The sequence below is a fragment of the Peteryoungia algae genome, from assembly GCF_030369675.1.
In the GTDB taxonomy this organism is placed as follows: Bacteria; Pseudomonadota; Alphaproteobacteria; order Rhizobiales; family Rhizobiaceae; genus Allorhizobium; species Allorhizobium algae.
The window spans coordinates 4,228,702-4,248,319 of record NZ_CP128477.1 but is presented as its reverse complement, the minus strand read 5'-3'; the positions used below and the strand labels follow the sequence as shown (position 1 = coordinate 4,248,319).

Genomic DNA, 19,618 nt, shown 5'->3' with positions numbered 1-19,618 from the left:
AGGCCGCAAGCCGGAGACATCGACACAACGCCCGGGATTCCCGGGCGTTGTTTTATTCTGGGGTCGTCTGACGCGCCCATTTACCGCCATGGTTCCAGCAAAGGCGAAGCGCCCCGATGCTGATGTCGGCGGATGACCTCGCGAGTTTCGACCGGACCCCAAGCCGTAGAACGTCTCGATATCCTGCAGCGGTCAGGGCCGGTTCGGCGCATCGCTTTTGGTGGCGGACCGAGGCCGTGCCAACCGAATATCGGCGGCATGCCCCCTCCATTCGATCTGCTCAGCCGAGCATGGGATTGATGGGAACAATAACGCGACCGCGCACCTTGCCATCGAGAAATGCCGGCGCCCTTTCGATGACATCCGCCAGGGGGATTTCGGTGGTCATGGCTTCAAGGCTGGTCATGTCGAGTTCCTCGGCCAGTCTGGACCAAGCCGCCACTCGATCGGGCCTGGGGCACATGACGCTGTCGATACCGGCAAGCGTGACGCCGCGCAGGATGAAGGGAGCGACAGTTGTCGGCAGATCCATGCTGGCGGCCAAACCGCAAGCAGCAACGACACCACGATAGCGCATGGCGGCGATGACATTGGCAAGAACCACACCGCCGGCCACATCCACGGCCCCTGCCCAGCGCTCTTTCGCCAATGGACGGCCCGGCACGGACAGTTCCGCCCGGTCGATGATGGATGCGGCGCCAAGGCCGGTGAGGTACTCGGATTCCGATGGCCTGCCGGTGACTGCGGCAACCGTGTATCCCCTGGCGGCCAGGAGAGCGACAGCCACGCTGCCGACGCCGCCTGCGGCGCCGGTGACGACAACCTCGCCACCTTCCGGCCGGACGCCATGACGCTCCAATGCCATGACGCACAGCATGGCCGTATAGCCCGCCGTGCCGATGGCCATGGCCTGGCGCAGGCTGAACGCCTCCGGCACGGGCACAAGCCAATCGCCCTTCACTCTTGCCTGACCGGCAAGTCCGCCCCAGTGCTTTTCACCGACACCCCAGCCATTCAAAATGACGCGGTCGCCAGGTTTGAACTCAGGATGGCCGCTCTCTCTGACCACGCCGGAAAAGTCTACGCCGGGGATCATCGGAAAGCTGCGGACCACCGGCGAGGCACCGGTGATGGCAAGCGCATCCTTGTAGTTCAGGGTCGAAAAGGCGACATCGACCAGCACGTCACCCTGCGGCAGATCCTGCGTGCCCAGCTGGGTCAGCCTGACGGTCTGCTCACCGTCCGGCTTTTCAATCACGATGGCATCAAACATGGTTATCTCCCTTTCTCAGTTCAGCATGGCGAAGAAGCCGTCGGCGAATAGGATGAGCGGATCGGGGCCCTGTTCGAGCTTGGCGCGCAAGACCGCCCCTTCCCAGCCGATCCAGAAGATCGCCGCCAGTTTTGCCGGATCATGATGAGCGGCGATCTCGCCGGCCGCCTGAGCGGCGGCCAGGCAGAGGGCTGTCCGGCCCTGCCAATCCTCCAGCGCATGGATCAGTTTTGCCCGGTATTCCGGTGGCAGGGCCCCCATCTCCTGCCCGAGATTACCCACCAGACAGCCGCGCCGGAAATCATGGCGCTCCATGCCGTTTCGGGCATCCGCGACAAAGGCCTGCAGCCGCGACAGCGGCGACTGGCTTTCCTCAAGAAGCCAGCGGTCGAGCTTGTCGGCGAAATAGGCGTGATAGACGTCGATGAGGGCGCTGCCGAAATCGGCCTTGCTCTGAAAGTAATGGTAGAAACCGCCTTTCGGAACGGATGCTTCACGCAGGATCTCGTCGAGACCAACGGCGGAATAGCCTTTTTCGGTCAGGAACTTCAGGCCGGTGCGGAGCAAACGCTGGCGCGCCTCGGCATCGGCTGGCGCCCGTTTCGGCCGGCCCCTCGGCCTGGCCGTCACATTGCGTCCGTTGTCATGCTGCGCGTCAATTGGCTGGCTCATGACTATTTTATAGACTAATCAGTCTATAAAATAAACCCTCCTCATGACCCACTCTTGCCGGCGTTCTCTGCCAGGCTGGTCACCAGGTCTTCAATCTGCCGGGGGGAAAAGACTTCGATGCCTGCCCGGCGCATCAGCGCCGCTGTGACGCCAAAGCCTGGATGGCGGGTACCGGAAAAGGAGCCGTCATAGATGAAGCCCGAACCGCAGGAGGGGCTGCCGTCGATCAGGAGCGCGAAGCGACAGCCCTGCTCCTCAGCAAATGCGACCGCCCTCTTCCCGCCTGAGATGAACTCTGCGGTCACGTCGCCACCCGTCACTTCCAGCACGCGGGCCCGACCGGCAAGCACATCGTCGCCATTCATGCCACCCTCGATCTCCGCCGGTGGACGCGGCGTCGGAAGACCACCGGCCTGTTCCGGACAATAGCCGACGAGGCAGTCTTCGGATTTCCAGCGTTCAAGGATGGGATCATGCAGGGGCTTGCCCTTGCCGTCGTAACGGACGGGGCGACCGAGCAGGCAGGCGCTAATGAGGATTTTCGGGGGCATGAGGCTCACTCGTCCAGCCGGCGCGAGACGTCTGCCCGCTCGTGGATGATGCGGATGACTTCGACCATGCCATCCTCAAGAATGATGTAGAAACTCAGATGTGAACCAGACCGGCGGCGGCGATAGCCTTGTCGAAGTGCTCCCACCTCACCACCCGAAAACGGATGCGTTCCGATGTCGGCAATGATGCCCAGGATTTGCCGGAGGTAACGCTCCGCCTGAGCTTCTAACCATAGGTCCCGCGTGTAGTCACCGATGTCCAGAAAGTCTCGTCGTGCGGCGGGACTGAGCCTGACCTCAGCCACGGCTTTTCCATCTTTCACCAACGGAAGCCATGAGGTCTTCTGGATCGAACGGCACGGACGGCCCGCTGTTCTCGCCCTCGATCAACGCCTTGCGCAGCCATTCGGCCCTGGCCTGCTCTCCCTTGAGAAGCCGCAAGCCCCCCTCGACCACTTCTTGCGCCGACTTGAACGCTCCGCTTTCGAACTGAGAGTCGATAAAGCTGTCATAGGGCTCGGCGATGGTGACCTGAACGGGCTTGTTCATTCGGGTGGCTCCGGCTGTCTTCGTGCCCAGGATAACACAAGACACCAAGCTCGGAAAACGGGTCGCTGGAAACGAAAGACCCCGCGAAAGCGGGGTCTCAGAACATCAGCCTGTGATCTTGGAGAAGTCTGCGACCGTCGCGGTCGCCTCACGGATCGCCTTCAAAAGCGCCAGACGGTTGGCGCGGATGGCGGCGTCCTCATCGTTGACCAGGACATCCTCGAAGAATTTGTCGACCGGGCTGCGCAGGGTCGAGAGGGCCTGCATGGCGGAGCGGAAGTCTTCTGCGGCGACTGCGTCAGCCGCCGATTTCGACGCCGACTGGATGGCGGCGAAGAGCGCCTTTTCGGCGTCGAGTCTCAAGAGCGCTTCCGAGACGCCATCGGCGACGACAGTGCCCTTCTTCTCTTCGGCAGCCAGCAGCTGGGTGGCGCGCTTGGTGCCGGCCAGAAGGTTCAGCCCGTCTTCCGAGGTGATGAAGGCGGTCAGGGCTTCGGCCTTGCGGGCGACCATCAGCAGGTCGTCGGCATCTGGCGTCAGCACGGCATCGATGATGTCGTGGCGTGCGCCCTGGTCGCGCAGATAGACCTTCAGGCGGTCGTGGAAGAAGGAGAGGAGGTCGGCATCCTTGGCGACGGACGCCAGCGGTAGACGAATACCTTTCTCCAAAATCATGCGCACAACGCCGAGTGCCGCACGGCGCAGGGCGTAAGGATCCTTGGAACCGGTCGGCTTTTCGTCGATGGCCCAGAAACCGGTAAGCGTATCCAGCTTGTCGGCGAGCGCCACGGTCAGGCCGACCTTGTCTTCGGGCAGGCGATCCGAGGGGCCGTTCGGCTTCCAGTGGTCTTCGATCGCGGCAGCAACGGAGGCATCTTCACCCTGCAGAGCTGCATATTTGCGGCCCATGGCGCCCTGGAGTTCGGGGAATTCGCCGACGGCTTCGGTGCGCAGATCGGCTTTTGCCAGCACCACGGCGCGGTCGATGAGGGCGACGTCTGCGCCAACGATCGGAGCCAGTACCTTGGCGAGTTCGCGGATGCGGGCGACGCGCTCACCCTGTGTGCCGAGCTTGGCATGGAAGGTGACGTTCAACGCATCAAGCTTGGCCATGCGCTGGTCGAGCGGCTTCTTCAGGTCGAGGTCGAACTTGGCGGCAGAGACCTTCAGCGTGTTGAGGTCCGGCAGGTCGCTCTGGTCGCGCTTCCAGAAGTGGAGGGCATCCGACAGGCGGGCGCGCACGACCTTGCCATTGCCATGCATGATCTCGCGGCCGCCATCGGTGGCCTGGATGTTGGAGATCAGGATGAAATGGTTGGAGAGCGTGTCAGTCTCGCCTTGCGGGCGCACGACGAAACACTTCTGGTTGGTCTTGATGGTCAGCCGGATGATCTCGGCCGGGATCGAGAGGTAGTCCTCTTCGAAGGTGCCAAGCAGAACCTGCGGCCATTCGACGAGGCCGGAGACTTCCTCCAGCAGGCCCTCGTCCTCGACCAGTTCCAGCCCATTGGCAAAAGCGATGTCGCGGGCATCGTGCAGGATCATGTCCTTGCGACGCTCGGCATCGAGGATGACCTTGGCACGCTCCAGATTGGTCACGTAGTCGTCGAAGCGCTTGACGGTGATGGCCTCCGGCGCATGGAAGCGGTGGCCATAGGTAACGTTCCCCGCCACGATACCATCGATCTCGAAGGGGATGATCTGGACTTCGTCATGCTCGGGACCGAAGGTGCAGACGATCGACTGCAGCGGGCGGACCCAGCGCAGGCTTTCCATACCCTTGCCTTCGATGCCGCCATAGCCGGAGCCCTTGGGCATGGAGGCAAAGCCCGAGCGCATCGATTTGGGCCAGGGGAAGGTCTTGATGATGCCCGGCATCACACCGGCGATGATCTCTTCGGCAGCCCGACCGGGCTTTTCCATGTAGGCGACATAGAAATCGCCCTTCTTCGGATCGGTCTTGACGATGGCCTGGTCAATGGAGGTGAGGCCGGCACCACGCAGGAAGCCGTCGATCGCGCCTTGCGGCGCAGAAACACTCGGACCCTTCTTCTCTTCCTTGACGTCGGCCGACCGGGCGGTGAGGCCGCGGATGTCGAGCGTCAGGCGGCGCGGCGTCCAGTATTCGCGCGCACCTTCATAGGTGAGACCCGCGTCGACCAGCGCATCAGTGACCATCTTCTTCAGATCGCCGGCCGCCTTGCGCTGCATGCGGGCAGGGATTTCTTCGGAGCGGAGTTCGAGCAGTAAATCGGGCATGGGTCTTCTGCTTGGCTGAGTGGAAAAAGCGCGTGGCGCGGCTTAGCAAGGCCCAGAGCGGTTGTCATCCCATTTGCAGGAAAAACCGCAAAGGGCGAGGTTTGCGACCGCCCCCCGGCGGTCGTTACCGCATCCGGCGGCGCAACAGGAAAATGGCAAGCGCAAGCACAATTGCCCCGCCAACGCCATAGGGCACCACCGCCTGCCCGGCGTCGGGGCTTGCAGCCAGGCTCCAGGCAATCTTTATGGCCGCGCCTGCCAGCGCGACAGCGAAACCGACCCGCCACGAGCGCAGCCAGAAAGCGGTGACGATGGCGACCCCGTAGGACAGAACCGCAATCAGTCCGAGAATGTTGGAAGTTGTCCAGCCACCGCGCAAAACCGCCCGCTCCATCTCCAGAAAGGCAACGACATCGGGGCGCGCCTCTGGTGGTGCCGGGAACCAGAACATTGAGCTCAGGATGGCCAGAAGGCTGAAGGAAACACCTGCGGCCGTGCGGCGCCAGGCTGAATAGCAAAGCGGCAGAATAAGCAACGGGCGCACGAGCCAGGACGCGGTGTTCTGGTGGCGTTCAAAGGCCCAGTCAAAGAATGCATCGCTGCGAAAGAAGAGCAGGATCAGCGCGACTGTCAGGCCGAGGCCTACAAACGCCAGTATCCGATCTGTCTTGCTGCTCGGGTCAGACATAATCCAGTGCTACCACCCTCCCCCGCCGCCACCTCCACCGCCGCCGCCCGAGGATCCGCCGGAGAAGCCTGAAGAGGAGGACGAACTGGAAGGCGGCGGAGCGGGAATGGTGGAGGCAATGGTGGAGGCCATTGACGACGAGAACCCGCCGATGCGACCGCCAAATCCGCCCGGATTGTTGCCGTGATACCAAGCCGGAGCATAGGCCGCGGATGCGGCTCCGGCGGCAGCGGTTGCAAGCCAGGTTTCGAAGGTTCGCGACCAGGGCTTTTCAACGCCGAGCGCCACGGCGTAGGGCAGAAGTTTTTCGAAATGGCTGGGCGACATGGTCGGGGCTCCGGCCATGTTCATCCGGTCCTTTTCGGCCAGCGTCAGATAGATGCGCAGGCCCTCGATGCCGTCCATCAGCTTGCGACCGAGTGGCGTGGGCGCGCCCATCAGGAAGAGGAACAGGAAATTGACCAGCAGGATGCCGCCGAACGCCAGCAATACCGGGATCTGGTGGGTCTGTTCGAGATCCATCCACATGGAGATCAGCATCAGCCCCATGGTCGACAGGGCGACGAAACCGATGAATGCAAGCGCCAGAATGGAGATGATCTTGGTGAAGAGCGAGCGGCCGCGCTGGAACATCTTGACGAGCCCGACGGTGAAGCTTCCGAAGAAAATGGCGAAGAAGGTGGGGACCAGCATCATGGCATAGACGTCTTCGTCCAGCGAACCGAAGATGAAGAGTGCGAGAATGATGACGACGGACAGGCCGATACCGAAACCGATATAGCCGGCATTGCCCTTGTAGTACTTGTCGCGGTGCTCCTTCTCGATCGCCTGACGGAAGGCGGACCCCACGCTCTGGACACGCTTGCCGTTCTCCTTGTCGATGACGAGTTCGTCACCCGCAGACGGGATTTCCCTGATCAACAGGGCCTGGCCGGATTCGAGCCTGCCGTCGACAGGCTTCTTGGTGCGGCGGATGGTGATGCCGGCGTCGAGATCATCGAGTTCGACATAGCCCTTGACGGCGAGATCAAGCGCCGAGGCCGAGAGCGCCGTCCAGCCACCGCCAGAAAAGCCCTTGTTCTCGATGTAGTTGACCAGCGCCGGGGAGATACCGTCAGGGGCATCCCAGCGCGGCACGACGACACCCCTCGCGGGATCGCGGCCAACGGCGAACCAGGAGCGCAGATAGTAGAGCGAAACGACGATCAGGCCACCCAGAGCGATGATCAAGTTGAGATTGTCGCGCAGGAACCACCAGAAGCCGTCCTCAGCCGATGGCGCTGCGACCAGGCCCTTGTCGAAGCCGAGCACGATGGTCAGCCCCTCCCCGGGGCCAAGCGGCCGTGTTGTCTGGAATTCCAGACCGTCCGAGCCGGGCATCTCGCGGGCATTCTGGGCCGTGGATCCCATCGGGCCGGTGTAGACGGCTGTTCGCGTCGGCACCGCACCGTCCGGCAGCGTTACACTGGCGCTTGCCTGCTCGATCGGGAACATCCAGCCATTGCCGGTGACGTTCCAGTAGAGTTCGTCGTGGTCGTCGAAATAGCGGATCTGGCGACCGGTGCGATAGGTGATCGCGTAGGTGAATTCGCCGGGCTCGAGGAAGACCTCGGCCGAGCCGGTATAGATGCGGATACCGCCGGTTACACTTTCGGTGTGATGGTCTTCCGGCTGGCCGTCCCGTTCGACCGAGATCAGGTCGAAATCGACCTGCCGGCGAAAGCCATTCTGATCGACGGCATAGAGCGGGAAATCGCGAAAAATGCCGCGCTTGATGTCATTGCCCTCGGCATTGACGGTGATCGTTTCCGTCACCTCGATCGTAGCATCGGGAAGGACGGTGATGTCGGCGTGGTAGTCGCGGATGACTTCCTCGGCCTGCGCGCCGCATGCCATCCAGAGAACGAGAAGCAAAGCGGGGCACAGGCGAAGGAGCATTGTCATTTGGGGGCGTTCCTGACGAGATCGACGCCGAGCGAGGCCAGCGCATCCCAGTAGCCGGGATAGGTCTTGGCCACGCAGCCGGAGTCGAGGATGGTGATGTCGCGGATCTTCAGGCCGGCCAGCGCAAAGCTCATGGCGATGCGATGATCGGCGAAGGTGTCGATATCAGCCGGCAAAGACTGGCCGGCCAGCGACGGATCGGCGAAAACGAGAAGATCGTCGCCCTCTTCCTTCGCCAGGCCCTGGCGGATGGCGTTGAGGCCCGTCGAGACGGCGCGGATGCGGTCGCATTCCTTGACGCGCAGGTTCTCGATACCGACGAAACGCACCGGCGTCTCGTTGAAGGCGGCGAGCACGGCGATCGTCGGGATCGCGTCCTGCATCTGGCTGCCGTCGATGACGGCGGGCATGTTCGGGAACTGCGCGATCACGTCATAGGCCTTGGCATCGGGCTGGGTGAAATCGGCAGAGGGCGTGCCGATGTCGATCTGGCCCCTGGTCAGCACTTCCGCGCCCCAGAGATAGGTGGCGGCGGAGGCATCCGGTTCGATGTGGAAATCGGTCGCGGTATAACCCGTCGGCTCGATGCGCCAGGAGGCCGGCGTCGGCTGCTCGACCCGTGCGCCAAAGGCGCGCATGGCGGAGAGTGTCAGGTCAATGTATCCGCGGGCGCCGATATCGGCACCGGCAAGTTCGATCTCGAAGGGCTCGGCGGCGCAGGCGGCGGCCATCAGCAGCGCCGAGACATATTGACTGGAGAGGCCGGCATCGATGACGACGTGGTTCTTCCCGAAGGCACCCTTGGCATCGATGGCGACCGGTGGGCATCCCGAGGGGGCGGCGATGGCGACACCGAGCGACTGCAACGCCTCGACCAGCGGCTTGATCGGCCGCTTGCGCATGTGTTCGTCACCATCGACGATGTAGCGGCCGTGTCCCAGCGCCAGCGCTGCCGTCAGGAAGCGGGTGGCGGTTCCGGCATTGCCGAGGAAAAGCGGGGCGGCAGGCGCCTTCAGCTCGCCGGTGCTGCTGACGACGAAGGTGGTGGCATCCGGCTCCTCGACGGTCACGCCCATCTGGCGAAGGGCTTCGGCCATATAGCGCGTGTCGTCGCTTTTGAGGGCGCCGGTCAGGCGGCTCGTGCCTTTCGCAAGGCCGGCAAGCAGCAGGGCGCGATTGGTGATGGATTTCGAACCTGGAGGGCTCACCCTGCCGGTCAAGGCATGGGTGGGCGGAAGGATGGTTACACTGTCAGTCGTCATGATCCCGGTCTCTACTGTGGCGTCCGCCAAAAGGACGTCAGAACTTGACCGTCGGTACCGCACGGTCGGCCTCGTTGGCAATCTCGAAATAGGGTTTCTTCGAGAAGCCGAACTGGCCGGCAACGAGATTGGAAGGGAAGCTCTCGACCTTGACGTTCAGATCACGGGCGGCACCATTGTAATATCGGCGGGACATCTGGATCTCGCCTTCAATGGTTTCCAGCGACTTCTGCAGCTCGACGAAATTCTCATTGGCCTTCAGGTCCGGATAGGCTTCGGCAAGGGCGACAATCTTGCCGAGGGCAGCACCCAGCAGACCTTCGGCGGCAGCGCGGCCGGCCACATCACCTGACGGTACGGCCTGAGCCTTGTTGCGCAGTTCGATGACACTTTCGAGCGTGCCCTTTTCGTGGCCGGCGTAACCCTTGACCGTCTCGATCAGGTTGGGGATCAGATCGGCGCGGCGCTTGAGCTGCACGTCGATGCCGGACCAGGCCTCTTCCGCCATCTGCCGGGCCTTGACGAGGCCGTTGTAGACGAAGACGAGATAGGCACCGATGGCGGCGATAATGGCCAGTGTCGTGAACATGAATGGCGGGCTCCCAGCTGATATGGCCGCACGTTAGCGGTTCATCGCGAGAAAGTCATGGCCATCTCGCACCGGGTTCAGACCATTTCGACGGGAAAAACCGTCAAGCCGCCTTGCCGAAATTCACGCCACCGGCATCGGTCAGCAGGAATGCCTCGCCGCAGCTTTTCGCCAGCGCGCGGACGCGGCCGATATAGGCCTGGCGTTCTGTCACCGAGATTACGCCACGGGCGTCGAGCAGGTTGAAGATGTGGGACGCCTTGATGCACTGGTCATAGGCCGGGAAGACGCATTTGTGCAGGCGCTGGTTTTCCGGGTCGGCGGGGGCGCCGGCGGCGAGCAGGGCCTGGCATTCCTTTTCGGCATCGATGAAATGGCGATGCAGCATCTCGGTGTTGGCGAATTCGAAGTTGTGGCGGGAATATTCCTGCTCGGCTTGCAGGAAGACGTCGCCATAGGAGATCTTTTCTTCGCCTTCGCGGCCGTTGAAGTTGAGGTCGTAGACATTGTCGACGCCCTGGACATACATGGCAAGACGCTCAAGGCCGTAGGTCAGTTCGCCCGCGACCGGCGAGCAGTCGATGCCGCAGACGGCCTGGAAGTAGGTGAACTGCGAGACTTCCATGCCGTCACACCAGCATTCCCAGCCGAGGCCCCAGGCGCCGAGCGTCGGGCTTTCCCAGTCGTCTTCCACGAAACGGATGTCATGCAGCAGCGGGTCCAGCCCGATTGCCTTCAGCGAACCGAGATAGAGTTCCTGCAGGTTCGACGGGTTCGGCTTCAGGATGACCTGATACTGATAGTAGTGCTGCAAGCGGTTCGGGTTTTCGCCGTAGCGGCCATCGGACGGACGGCGCGAGGGCTGGACATAAGCCGCACGCCAGGGCCTGGGCCCCAAAGCACGCAGCGTGGTCGCCGGATGGAACGTGCCGGCGCCGACTTCCATGTCGTAGGGCTGAAGCACGGCGCAGCCCTTGTCGGCCCAATAGGCGTGCAGCGTCAGGATCAGCGCCTGAAAGGAACGCTTGGGGTCCATGTGCGGGGCAAGGGGCGTGGTCATCGGGCTATCCATCGGCTTGGCTCATGTTGCGGCCCGTCTGGTGCCATGAGCGGAGGTAAGGGTCAAGCACCTCCGCTGCCGGGACGCTTCAACAGGCCGAAATGCCAGCACCTGTATCGGCCGCCTCAATGGTCGAGGTCCGCCACCTGGTGCAGCTTGCCGACCAGCGAGAAGACGACGCCATCAGGCGCGAAATCGATTTTCGCCTGGCCCTTGAAGAGATCGGAGACGATGCGCTCCGTCAGGCGTGAGCCGAAGCCACGGCGGGTCGGTTGTAAGACATGCGGCCCTCGGCTTTCACGCCAGTCGAAAGTGAAGTCGTCGCCGAGATGATGAGACCAGGTTATGTCCACACGTCCCTGCGGCACCGAAAGGGCGCCGTATTTCGTCGCGTTGGTGGCCAGTTCGTGGACGGCCAGCGACAGGCCGAGGGCCTGCTGGGCGGACAGGTATACGCGCGGGCCGTCAAGGTGGATGCGGTCAGCGCCATCCTGATGGGGGGCGAGTGCCGCATTGGTGATGGCGGAGATCTCGGCAGCTGTGACGCTCATGCCGGTGAGCACGTCCTGCGCCTTCGCCAGGGTCTGGATGCGGGCGGCGATGATGGCACTGGCATCTGTCAGTGACGTTGCGTTGCGGAGGCTCTGGCTGACAATGGCCTGCACCATGGACAGCGTGTTCTTCATCCGGTGGGCAAGCTCGCGGTTGAGAAGCCTGAGTTCGTCTTCATATCCAGCACGCTCGACCAGATGCTTCTGGGCATCGCGATAGGCCTCTTCCAGCGCCTTGCGGTCCGCCACCGCCTGAGTGGTCTCGGTCACCGTATTCAGAAGTCCGGCGATGCGACCATCATCGTCGTAGAGAGGGCTGTAGGAAAAGGTCCAGTAGGTCTGTTCGTCATAACCGTTGCGCCTCATGACCAGCGGCATGTTTTCCTGCCAGGTTCCCTTACCGGAAAGTGCCATCTGGATAAAAGGATAGACGGCATCCCAGACATCGGGCCAGACCTCGCGAAAAGGCCTGCCGATCGAGTGATTGACTCGATTGCCCAACATGGGCGCATAGGAATCGTTGTGAAATTGCAGCAGGTCTTCGCCCCACCAGAAGGACATGGGCTGGCGGGAAGACAGGGCCGTGCGTATGACGGCCTTCAGGGAGAGTGACCAGCCATCGACCGGACCAAGGGAAGTTGCCGCCCAGTCCACCTCGTTCAAGTGGCGTGCGACGCCGCATTCGACGCCCAGGAATTCCTCGCCGTACCTCATCAAACTCCCGCGTCACACTGTATGACAGCGACTTAAAAGCACCATCTCGAAAATTGTTCCCTCCAACACATCGAGAGATCGAATTTTTCGTCAGAACACCCCGGGCAAGTGGATCCCGTGCGACAAGCAGGTCGCGGTCAAATCTCATCGTCCGCGCGGCGGGGTCGATACTCGCCCGTTTCCGGGTCCTGAATGAGCGTGCCAATGGCCTCGTTCTGACGCTCCTTTTCTTCGGCGCGCGATTTCGCCGCCAGCTTTTCCGCATCAGCGACAAACCGGCGGTAGAGCAACCAGGCGCCACCGACCAGAATCGTCAGAAATATCAGCTGCGCCATGTCCCCTCGCCCATCCGCCTTCGAATCGCGCTTCGGTCAGAGACCGTAGCGGCCCCATAGTGCCTTTTCCTCAAGCGTCTCTGCAAGACCGGCGACGGCCTGAACCGCGATCTGGTCAACCGACCCGAAGGCACCAATACCGGGGGCGCGGCGGCCGAAGAGACCTTTTTGCGCGCCGATGAGTTCGAGCCGGGCATCCTTGCCATAGCGTGTCTTGATCTCCTCGCGCATGCCGCCGAGGCGATCGACAAGCCCGAGATCCAGCCCCTTGCGACCGGTCCAGAACAGGCCCGAGAACAAGGTCGGGTCGTCGGCGAGCAACGCGCCACGGCGCGCCTTGACCATGTCGATGAAGATCTCGTGGATCTCCAGCTGGAGGGTCTTCAGATATTCAATGTCGCTTTCCTTCTCCGGCTGGAAGGGATCGAGAATCACCTTGTTTTCGCCTGCGGTATAGACGCGGCGTTCAACACCGATTTTCTTGAGGAGTTCGGGAAAACCGAAGCCACCGGAAACGACGCCGATCGAGCCGACGATGGAGGTTGCGTCAGCAATGATCTCGTCGCCGGCGATGGCGATCATGTAGCCGCCGGAGGCCGCGACGTCCTCGATGAAGACGAGCACGTGCTTGTTCTTCTCTTCGGCAAGCGCCCGGATACGGTCGTAGATCATGCGCGACTGGACGGGAGAGCCGCCGGGCGAATTGATCGAGAGTGCCACGGCCGGGCTGTCCTTCATGGAGAAGGCCTTTTCCAGCTGACCGGCGATCGAGGAGAGATTCAATGCGGGGCGAAAGCGCGAACCGCCGCTCATGATCGGCCCGTGCAGCCTGACGACCGGAATGACGACGCCCTTCCTCTGGAAGCGCTTGGGAACCAGCCGTTTCAGAAAGTCTGCCATTGTCGCGTTTCAACTCCTTACGATCTTCAATCTGAGACGAGATGTAAGGAGCCAAGGGCCGAACACAATGGTTCCGGCGAAAAATCAAAGCTCTCAACGCAAACGCGAATAACCGGCGCGACCGTTGTTCAGGCTGTCCACAAGGGGCGCGAAGGCATGACTGTCAGGTCGGTCATGCATCAGGAGAGGCGCGCGCATCTGCAGACGGGCGCGCGATCCCTTGACACCCGTCACGAGGATCCGGGTGGCATTTTCCCCTTCGCGTGGATGGATCGCCGTGATCTCGAGGCCGCCGAAGCGACGACCGCAGGCGGCGATGATTTCGGCAATCGACTGGGGCCGCGCGATCAGGGAAAGCTGGCCGCCGGACATCGCAATTGCGGCCGCCGTGCGTATCCAGCTTTCGAACAGGTTCTCCGTCATCGCATGGGCCTCGGCCTTCAGGACATCCGGCGTCCTTCGATCACCGGGATCGTTGAAGGGCGGGTTCATGATGACATGGTGGAAGGTGTTATCGACGAGGCCGGCTGCCACCCGTGCATGGCCCGTCAAGGTGACATCCGTCTCCAGCACTTCGGCGCGCGTCGCCAATTCGGCATTGTCTTGCAAAGCGAGGCTCTTGCGCGCGAAACCCGCCATATCCGGAGAGCGCTCGACGAGAACCACGCTGGCCTTTGGCAGGCGCGAGGCAACAGCGAGACCGGCTGCACCGGCTCCGGCGCCGAGATCGGCGACACGGACCACACGGTTGTCGGCGACGAGCGAGGCGAGCAACATGGCGTCCATGCCGGCACGATGGCCATGGCCGGCCGGCTGCACGAGATGGAACCGCCCCCGGTGAAAGGCGTCAACGCTTTCCTGGACGGTCATGTCGGCGTTGCTGTCAGACGCTTCGACCATGGCGCTCACATATCGTGGTCGCGCAGTTCCGCACCGAGGCCGGCATCGGTGAGGATGCGGCGGGCCTGATCGATGCAATCGGCATCGACCAACAGGCGCCGCTGGAGCATTCCGAGCGACCCTTCCAGGATGCTCATCGACTGATCGGCGATCATCGAGGCGATGCCGGCGTCGCGCATCAGGCTTTCGGCGAAAGACAGCAGGACGACGTCGTTGCTGCGAATGATCTCATGCATCGAATTCAGAACTCACTGTTAACGGGTAAAACCGTGTTCCAGCCGCCAGCCGAGGCAATTCGCCCCTTGCCGTGGCCTTCCCGGCTTTTTATTGTCGGCGACCAAACTGAACAGGAGTCCGGTGCGTTGGGCGTAGTCATACCGCTTGAGGAAAGCAAAAACAAACAGGCATCCGTCAAGCCTCTGGTGGACCTGACGAAAAGCGGCATGGAGCGCGTCAACCAGCTGATCCTGTCGAAGGCCGGCTCTGATGTGCAGATGATTCCGGAGGTGGCCAACCACCTGATCTCGTCCGGCGGCAAACGCCTGCGCCCCATGCTGACGCTCGCGACCGCTGCGATGTTCGGCTATGAAGGGGATCACCACATCAAGCTCGCGACCTCGGTCGAATTCATGCATACGGCAACGCTTCTGCATGATGACGTGGTGGACGAAAGCGATCTTCGCCGCGGCAAGTCCACGGCCCGCACCATCTGGGGCAATCAGGCAAGCGTGCTGGTCGGCGACTTCCTGCTCGGCCAGGCGTTTCGCATGATGGTCGAGGTCGGATCGATCGACGCGCTCGACGTTCTCTCGACGGCGGCCTGTGTGATTGCCGAAGGCGAGGTGCTGCAGCTTTCCGTCGCCAAGAACATGGAAACGACGGAAGATGACTATCTCGCCGTCATTCGCGCCAAGACGGCAGCGCTCTTTGCGGCAGCAGCCGAAGTCGGCCCGATCGTCGCCGGCACCGACCGGGCGACCCGCAGCGCACTGAAATCCTATGGCATGAATCTCGGCCTTGCCTTCCAGCTGGTCGACGATGTGCTGGACTACGGCGGCAAGGCTGCCGAAACCGGCAAGAATGTCGGCGACGATTTCCGCGAAGGCAAGATCACGCTGCCGGTCATCCTCTCCTACCGCCGGGGCACGGCTGCCGATCGCCAATTCTGGAAAGAGTCGATCGAAGGCGGCCAGAACGACGATGTCAGGCTGGAAAAGGCACTCGGCCTGATCAGCAAGTATGGCGCCCTTTCGGATACGATCCAGCGGGCGCAACATTATGGCACGATCGCGCGGGACGCTCTTGCCCCGTTGCCGGAAACGCCATGGAAGAGCGCCCTGAACGACGTGATCGATTTCTGCATTTCCCGTGTGAATTGACGCAGATCCCGTGATCGCCTTGCGGGGCTGCTTCAAAAAAGCCATTCTGTCCATGAATCATTGCTGATTGCCCGGTCCCGGGCATCAGCGATCGAACCCCGGTTCTTGAAAGGCTCGTCATGCGGCAAAGCCCCGCCCTTCGCACTCTCGCCAGCACAGCGCTGGCGCTGCTCCTGAGCGTCTCGCACGGACAGTTCGCGTCAGCCTCCTCTGCCCCAGATCAGGCCGGCTCGGAGAGCTTCGACATCCAGGGCGTCGATTCCTACGCCGGCGCATTCCTGGCCGCGCGCACGGCAGAGACTGACCGCGACTATCCGAATGCGGTGAAGTTCTACAAGAAGGCGCTGGAATTCACCCCGAATGAACTCGAACTGCAACAGCGACTGATGATCGCGCTGTTCATGAACGGGGAGTTCGACGAAGGGGCCGACCTCGCCAAGACGCTGGAAAGCGATCCGGCCGTCGAGCGGGTGACCTCGGTCGCGCTCGGCTTCCGGGCCATCCGGGATGGCGACTATTCGGATGCCCTGAAGCACTTCAAGTATGAAGGCCCGAACGATCTCGACCGGCTGATGAACCAGCTTCTCATTGCCTGGGCCATGGTCGGCGACGGCAAGGGCAAGGAAGCGCTGAAGCTCGTGCAAGAGCTCGACGGCCCCAGCTGGTACGGCATCTTCCGCAACTACAATGCCGGCGTCATCGCCGCGCAGACCGGCGACATCGATGCCGCCCGCAAGGCGCTCACGGACACGGTGACGGACCGCAACGGCGGGGCGACAGCTCCTGACACATTCGCCCGGGCAGTCATGGCGCTCTCCACACTCGAAGCTGGTGCCGGCAACAAGCAGAAGGCGCTTGATGCGCTGGCGGCCGGCGATGAACTGATCACCAATTTTGCACCGTTCAAGGCGCTGCGTGACGAGATCGAGGCCGGACGCCAACCGGATCCCATCGTCGCCAATGCCGTACAGGGTGCGGCCGGCGTGCTCTTCTCGATCGGCGGGGCCCTCAATCGCGAAGGCGCCGAAGACACTGTCATGCTCTATCTCCAGCTCTCGCATGCGCTGGACAAGGATGCGGCCGACACACTGGTTCTGCTCGGCGGCATTGCCGAAAATGCCAAGCAGCCGGAAAAGGCGATCGCCTTCTACCGGCAGGTGCCCGAGACCTCGCCGATGCGGCGCATTTCCGAGCTGCAGCTCGGCCTGACGCTGGCGGAGACCGGCAAGGTGAAGGAAGCGCGCGAACACCTTCAGGGACTGATTGCTTCCGACCCGAATGATGTCCGCAGTTATCTGGCCTATGGCAGCGTGTTGTCCGATTCCAAGGACTACGGCGCGATGGCCGACAATTACGACAAGGCCATCGAGATCATCGGCCAGACGCCGGCGCGGAACCACTGGTCGGTCTACTTCCAGCGCGGCATCGCCTATGAACGGCTGAAGAAGTGGGACAAGGCGGAGCCGAACTTCAGCAAGGCGCTGGAACTCAATCCCGACCAGCCGCAGGTTCTCAATTATCTCGGCTATTCCTGGGTCGACATGAACCGCAATCTTCAGGAAGGCCTGGAGATGATCAAGAAGGCCGTCGAACTGCGCCCCGATGACGGCTACATCGTCGATTCGCTCGGCTGGGCCTATTATCGCCTCGGCCGTTTCGATGAGGCGGTGGTGGAACTGGAACGGGCGATCGAGCTGCGCGCAGGCGACGCGACGATCAACGACCATCTGGGCGACGCCTATTGGCGCGTGGGCCGCAAACTGGAAGCCACGTATCAGTGGAAGCGTGCGCTGGCATCCGAGCCTGAAGAGGCAGAGGTGCCGAAGATCCAGGCCAAGATCAACAAGGGCCTGCCGCCGATCGAATCGGATGCGGCCAAGGTCGAGGCCAATCCGGCCGAAGAGCCCAAGAAAGACGACAAGAAGACCTGATCCGCATGAAGCCTGTTGCAGAGCACCGGCCGGAGCGCGTCATCGAGACTGCCCCGGCCAAGATCAACCTCGCTCTGCATGTGACGGGCCGACGGGCCGACGGCTATCATCTGCTGGACAGTCTCGTCACTTTTGCCGAGGACGGGGACGAATTGGCGTTCGAGGCTTCGCAGAAGGACGAATTCCGTCTTCTCGGTCGCTTCGGCGGCGAACTCTCCGGTGACGACAACATGGTCTTGAAGGCACGCGACCTGCTGCGGGCAGCGCTTGCCGACGCCGGTCAGCCGCACGGGCCCGTCTCGATTACCCTCGACAAGAGCCTGCCGATCGCTTCGGGCATCGGCGGCGGGTCGGCGGATGCGGCTGCGACCTTTCGGGGATTGCTCAGGCTCTGGAAGGCGGAGCTGCCGCAGGCGACGCTGCAACAGATCGCATTGCAGCTCGGGGCCGACGTGCCGATGTGTCTCGCCTCGGTGCCACTGCGTGCGCGGGGGATCGGCGAAACCATCGAGAAGGTGGCAATGCCTTCCGTGCCGCTGGTGCTGGTCAACCCGCTGAAGCCGGTGTCCACGCCGGATATCTTCCGGAACCTGACGCGGCGCGACAATCCCCCCATTGGCGAGGTCCCGGGCGTCATCGATGTTACGGACTGGCTGCGTTCGCTCGCGCCCCTGCGCAATGATCTGCAGCCGGTGGCGGAAGCGCTGGTGCCCGAGATTGCAGAGGCCTGCGATCTTCTGGGCCAAAGCCTTGCCGGTATCGCGCGCATGTCAGGCTCCGGAGCCACCTGTTTCGGGCTCTACGAGACCGAGGCTGGCGCCATGAAGGCGGCGCTCGCGCTTTCCGCCTATCGGCCGAACTGGTATGTGCTCTTGACGCGCACCGTTCCGGGAGAGGCCTGAATGAGCCGAATCGACGAAAACCGCCCCTTCATTCCCGTCGGCATCGCCGTGCTGACGGTATCCGACACGCGTGGCCACGCCGACGACAAGTCGGGCGATACGCTGGTGGGGCGGATCGAGGAGGCCGGCCATCGTCTGATTGCACGCGCCATCGTGAAGGACGACAGGCTGGCGATCCGCGATCAGGTCGAGGCCTGGACCAAGCAGAGCGAAATCGACGTGGTGATCACCACGGGTGGGACCGGCTTTACGGGCCGTGACGTGACGCCTGAAGCGCTGGAGCCCCTGTTCGAGAAGCGCATGGACGGCTTCTCGGAAGTCTTTCACCGGATTTCCTACGACAAGATCGGGACGTCGACGATCCAGTCGCGAGCGACCGGCGGCGTGGCCAACGCTACATTCATCTTCGTCCTGCCGGGCTCTCCCGGCGCCTGCAAGGATGCCTGGGACGGCATCATCAAGCTGCAACTCGACTATCGGCACATGCCCTGCAATTTCGTGGAGATCATGCCGCGGCTGGACGAACATCTGAGACGCGGCCAGAACTGATCAGCGGCGTGCTTCACGGGCGACCCAGGAAGGAATGATCTCGGAAGCGAGACGGCGGGGCTTGTGGCCTCTGGCCAGTTGCAGCAGTTCCCTGCCCTCACCCGCCAGACCAAGGGCCTGACGCTTCGGGATCAGCAGGCCGTTTTCCAGAAGCTGACGGCTGCGCGTCAGACGGCGATAGAAAGGCAGCCGGTACCGGCGCGCTTCGGAAAACCTGGCCGGCGCCTTGTTGAGGGCGACATATTCCGCGACTTCATCCACCCAGCCGAGGCCCAGACGGGCACCGGGCTCGATCAGCAGCAGCCATTCGCCACGCGCCGTCGCCAGCAATTCCTTCATGTCCCATTGCTGGTAAAAGCGGCAACCGGCCGCATCCGCAACGATGGATGAACCATCGCGCGAGCCGTGATCCAGCACGATGACGTCGCTGACAAGACCTTCCACCGCACCCGCCACCAGCACCGACAAGGTCTGTGCGAGTTCGGGCTCCTGATCGTGGCATTCCATGATGACTGTCAGCATTGCCTATATCTACCGCATTGCACAAAGTTTTGCCACAGTCAGTTTTCTCAAGTTTGTTCTTGCATTGTTCTCTTTTCCGCGGTAGGAA

Annotated in this window: 21 protein-coding genes; 4 read left to right on the top strand and 17 right to left on the bottom strand. The window is 62.4% G+C overall.

Annotated features, from left to right (window positions below; genetic code table 11):
- Positions 1-280: 280 nt before the first annotated feature.
- The 16 genes from acuI to QTL56_RS20075 all read right to left on the bottom strand — a co-directional run bounded on the left by acuI (position 281) and on the right by QTL56_RS20075 (position 14,483).
- Positions 281-1,273 carry an acrylyl-CoA reductase (NADPH) gene (gene acuI / locus QTL56_RS20150; RefSeq protein ID WP_245135149.1) on the bottom strand — a complete coding sequence of 331 codons (993 nt, stop codon included), beginning with the start codon at positions 1,271-1,273 and terminating at the stop codon, positions 281-283.
- Between the two features lie 15 nt (positions 1,274-1,288).
- Positions 1,289-1,945 carry an acrylate utilization transcriptional regulator AcuR gene (gene acuR, locus QTL56_RS20145; RefSeq protein WP_245135148.1) on the bottom strand — a complete coding sequence of 219 codons (657 nt, stop codon included), beginning with the start codon at positions 1,943-1,945 and terminating at the stop codon, positions 1,289-1,291.
- Between the two features lie 41 nt (positions 1,946-1,986).
- The gene (locus QTL56_RS20140; RefSeq protein WP_245135145.1) at positions 1,987-2,505 is read right to left on the bottom strand and encodes a 2-thiouracil desulfurase family protein; all 519 of its coding nucleotides are present in this window, start codon (positions 2,503-2,505) and stop codon (positions 1,987-1,989) included.
- A complete protein-coding gene (locus QTL56_RS20135; protein WP_245135144.1) occupies positions 2,502-2,801 on the bottom strand; it encodes a type II toxin-antitoxin system RelE/ParE family toxin in 300 nt (99 codons plus the stop codon). Before QTL56_RS20135 ends, QTL56_RS20140 begins: the two co-directional genes overlap by 4 nt.
- A complete protein-coding gene (locus QTL56_RS20130; protein ID WP_245135141.1) occupies positions 2,794-3,045 on the bottom strand; it encodes a type II toxin-antitoxin system ParD family antitoxin in 252 nt (83 codons plus the stop codon). The genes QTL56_RS20135 and QTL56_RS20130 overlap by 8 nt, the downstream gene beginning before the upstream one ends.
- A 105-nt stretch (positions 3,046-3,150) precedes the next feature.
- Complete coding sequence (gene glyS / locus QTL56_RS20125; protein WP_245135139.1) at positions 3,151-5,304, bottom strand: glycine--tRNA ligase subunit beta; 2,154 nt, start codon at positions 5,302-5,304, stop codon at positions 3,151-3,153.
- Positions 5,305-5,428: 124 nt separating this feature from the next.
- The gene (locus QTL56_RS20120) at positions 5,429-5,992 is read right to left on the bottom strand and encodes a hypothetical protein (RefSeq protein WP_245135138.1); all 564 of its coding nucleotides are present in this window, start codon (positions 5,990-5,992) and stop codon (positions 5,429-5,431) included.
- Positions 5,993-6,001: 9 nt separating this feature from the next.
- Positions 6,002-7,936, bottom strand: coding sequence for a DUF2207 domain-containing protein (locus QTL56_RS20115; RefSeq protein ID WP_245135136.1), 1,935 nt, complete (start codon positions 7,934-7,936; stop codon positions 6,002-6,004).
- Positions 7,933-9,198: a 3-phosphoshikimate 1-carboxyvinyltransferase gene (gene aroA / locus QTL56_RS20110; protein WP_245135134.1), complete on the bottom strand. Its 1,266-nt coding sequence runs from the start codon at positions 9,196-9,198 to the stop codon at positions 7,933-7,935. The genes QTL56_RS20115 and aroA overlap by 4 nt, the downstream gene beginning before the upstream one ends.
- A gap of 37 nt (positions 9,199-9,235) precedes the next feature.
- Positions 9,236-9,787, bottom strand: coding sequence for a LemA family protein (locus QTL56_RS20105; protein ID WP_229572846.1), 552 nt, complete (start codon positions 9,785-9,787; stop codon positions 9,236-9,238).
- A 103-nt stretch (positions 9,788-9,890) separates the two neighbouring features.
- A complete protein-coding gene (locus QTL56_RS20100; protein ID WP_245135511.1) occupies positions 9,891-10,823 on the bottom strand; it encodes a glycine--tRNA ligase subunit alpha in 933 nt (310 codons plus the stop codon).
- A gap of 149 nt (positions 10,824-10,972) precedes the next feature.
- Positions 10,973-12,112 (bottom strand): sensor histidine kinase, encoded by a 1,140-nt coding sequence (locus QTL56_RS20095; RefSeq protein WP_245135132.1) that lies wholly within the window; start codon positions 12,110-12,112, stop codon positions 10,973-10,975.
- Positions 12,113-12,249: 137 nt separating this feature from the next.
- Positions 12,250-12,447, bottom strand: coding sequence for a hypothetical protein (locus tag QTL56_RS20090; protein WP_229572848.1), 198 nt, complete (start codon positions 12,445-12,447; stop codon positions 12,250-12,252).
- A gap of 36 nt (positions 12,448-12,483) precedes the next feature.
- Positions 12,484-13,347 (bottom strand): S49 family peptidase, encoded by an 864-nt coding sequence (locus tag QTL56_RS20085; RefSeq protein ID WP_245135130.1) that lies wholly within the window; start codon positions 13,345-13,347, stop codon positions 12,484-12,486.
- Between the two features lie 93 nt (positions 13,348-13,440).
- The gene (locus QTL56_RS20080) at positions 13,441-14,217 is read right to left on the bottom strand and encodes a tRNA1(Val) (adenine(37)-N6)-methyltransferase (RefSeq protein ID WP_245135508.1); all 777 of its coding nucleotides are present in this window, start codon (positions 14,215-14,217) and stop codon (positions 13,441-13,443) included.
- A 35-nt stretch (positions 14,218-14,252) separates the two neighbouring features.
- Positions 14,253-14,483 carry a putative signal transducing protein gene (locus QTL56_RS20075; RefSeq protein WP_112240894.1) on the bottom strand — a complete coding sequence of 77 codons (231 nt, stop codon included), beginning with the start codon at positions 14,481-14,483 and terminating at the stop codon, positions 14,253-14,255.
- A 126-nt stretch (positions 14,484-14,609) separates the two neighbouring features.
- Between QTL56_RS20075 and QTL56_RS20070 the strand changes: the two genes are divergently transcribed.
- The 4 genes from QTL56_RS20070 to moaB all read left to right on the top strand — a co-directional run bounded on the left by QTL56_RS20070 (position 14,610) and on the right by moaB (position 19,008).
- Complete coding sequence (locus tag QTL56_RS20070) at positions 14,610-15,626, top strand: polyprenyl synthetase family protein (RefSeq protein ID WP_229572851.1); 1,017 nt, start codon at positions 14,610-14,612, stop codon at positions 15,624-15,626.
- Between the two features lie 119 nt (positions 15,627-15,745).
- A complete protein-coding gene (locus tag QTL56_RS20065) occupies positions 15,746-17,557 on the top strand; it encodes a tetratricopeptide repeat protein (protein WP_245135128.1) in 1,812 nt (603 codons plus the stop codon).
- 5 nt (positions 17,558-17,562) lie between these two features.
- The gene (locus QTL56_RS20060; RefSeq protein ID WP_245135126.1) at positions 17,563-18,459 is read left to right on the top strand and encodes a 4-(cytidine 5'-diphospho)-2-C-methyl-D-erythritol kinase; all 897 of its coding nucleotides are present in this window, start codon (positions 17,563-17,565) and stop codon (positions 18,457-18,459) included.
- A complete protein-coding gene (gene moaB, locus QTL56_RS20055; protein ID WP_245135124.1) occupies positions 18,460-19,008 on the top strand; it encodes a molybdenum cofactor biosynthesis protein B in 549 nt (182 codons plus the stop codon).
- Here moaB and QTL56_RS20050 read toward each other — a convergent pair whose 3' ends face one another.
- Positions 19,009-19,530 carry a glycosyltransferase family protein gene (locus QTL56_RS20050; RefSeq protein WP_229572855.1) on the bottom strand — a complete coding sequence of 174 codons (522 nt, stop codon included), beginning with the start codon at positions 19,528-19,530 and terminating at the stop codon, positions 19,009-19,011.
- Positions 19,531-19,618: the final 88 nt, after the last annotated feature.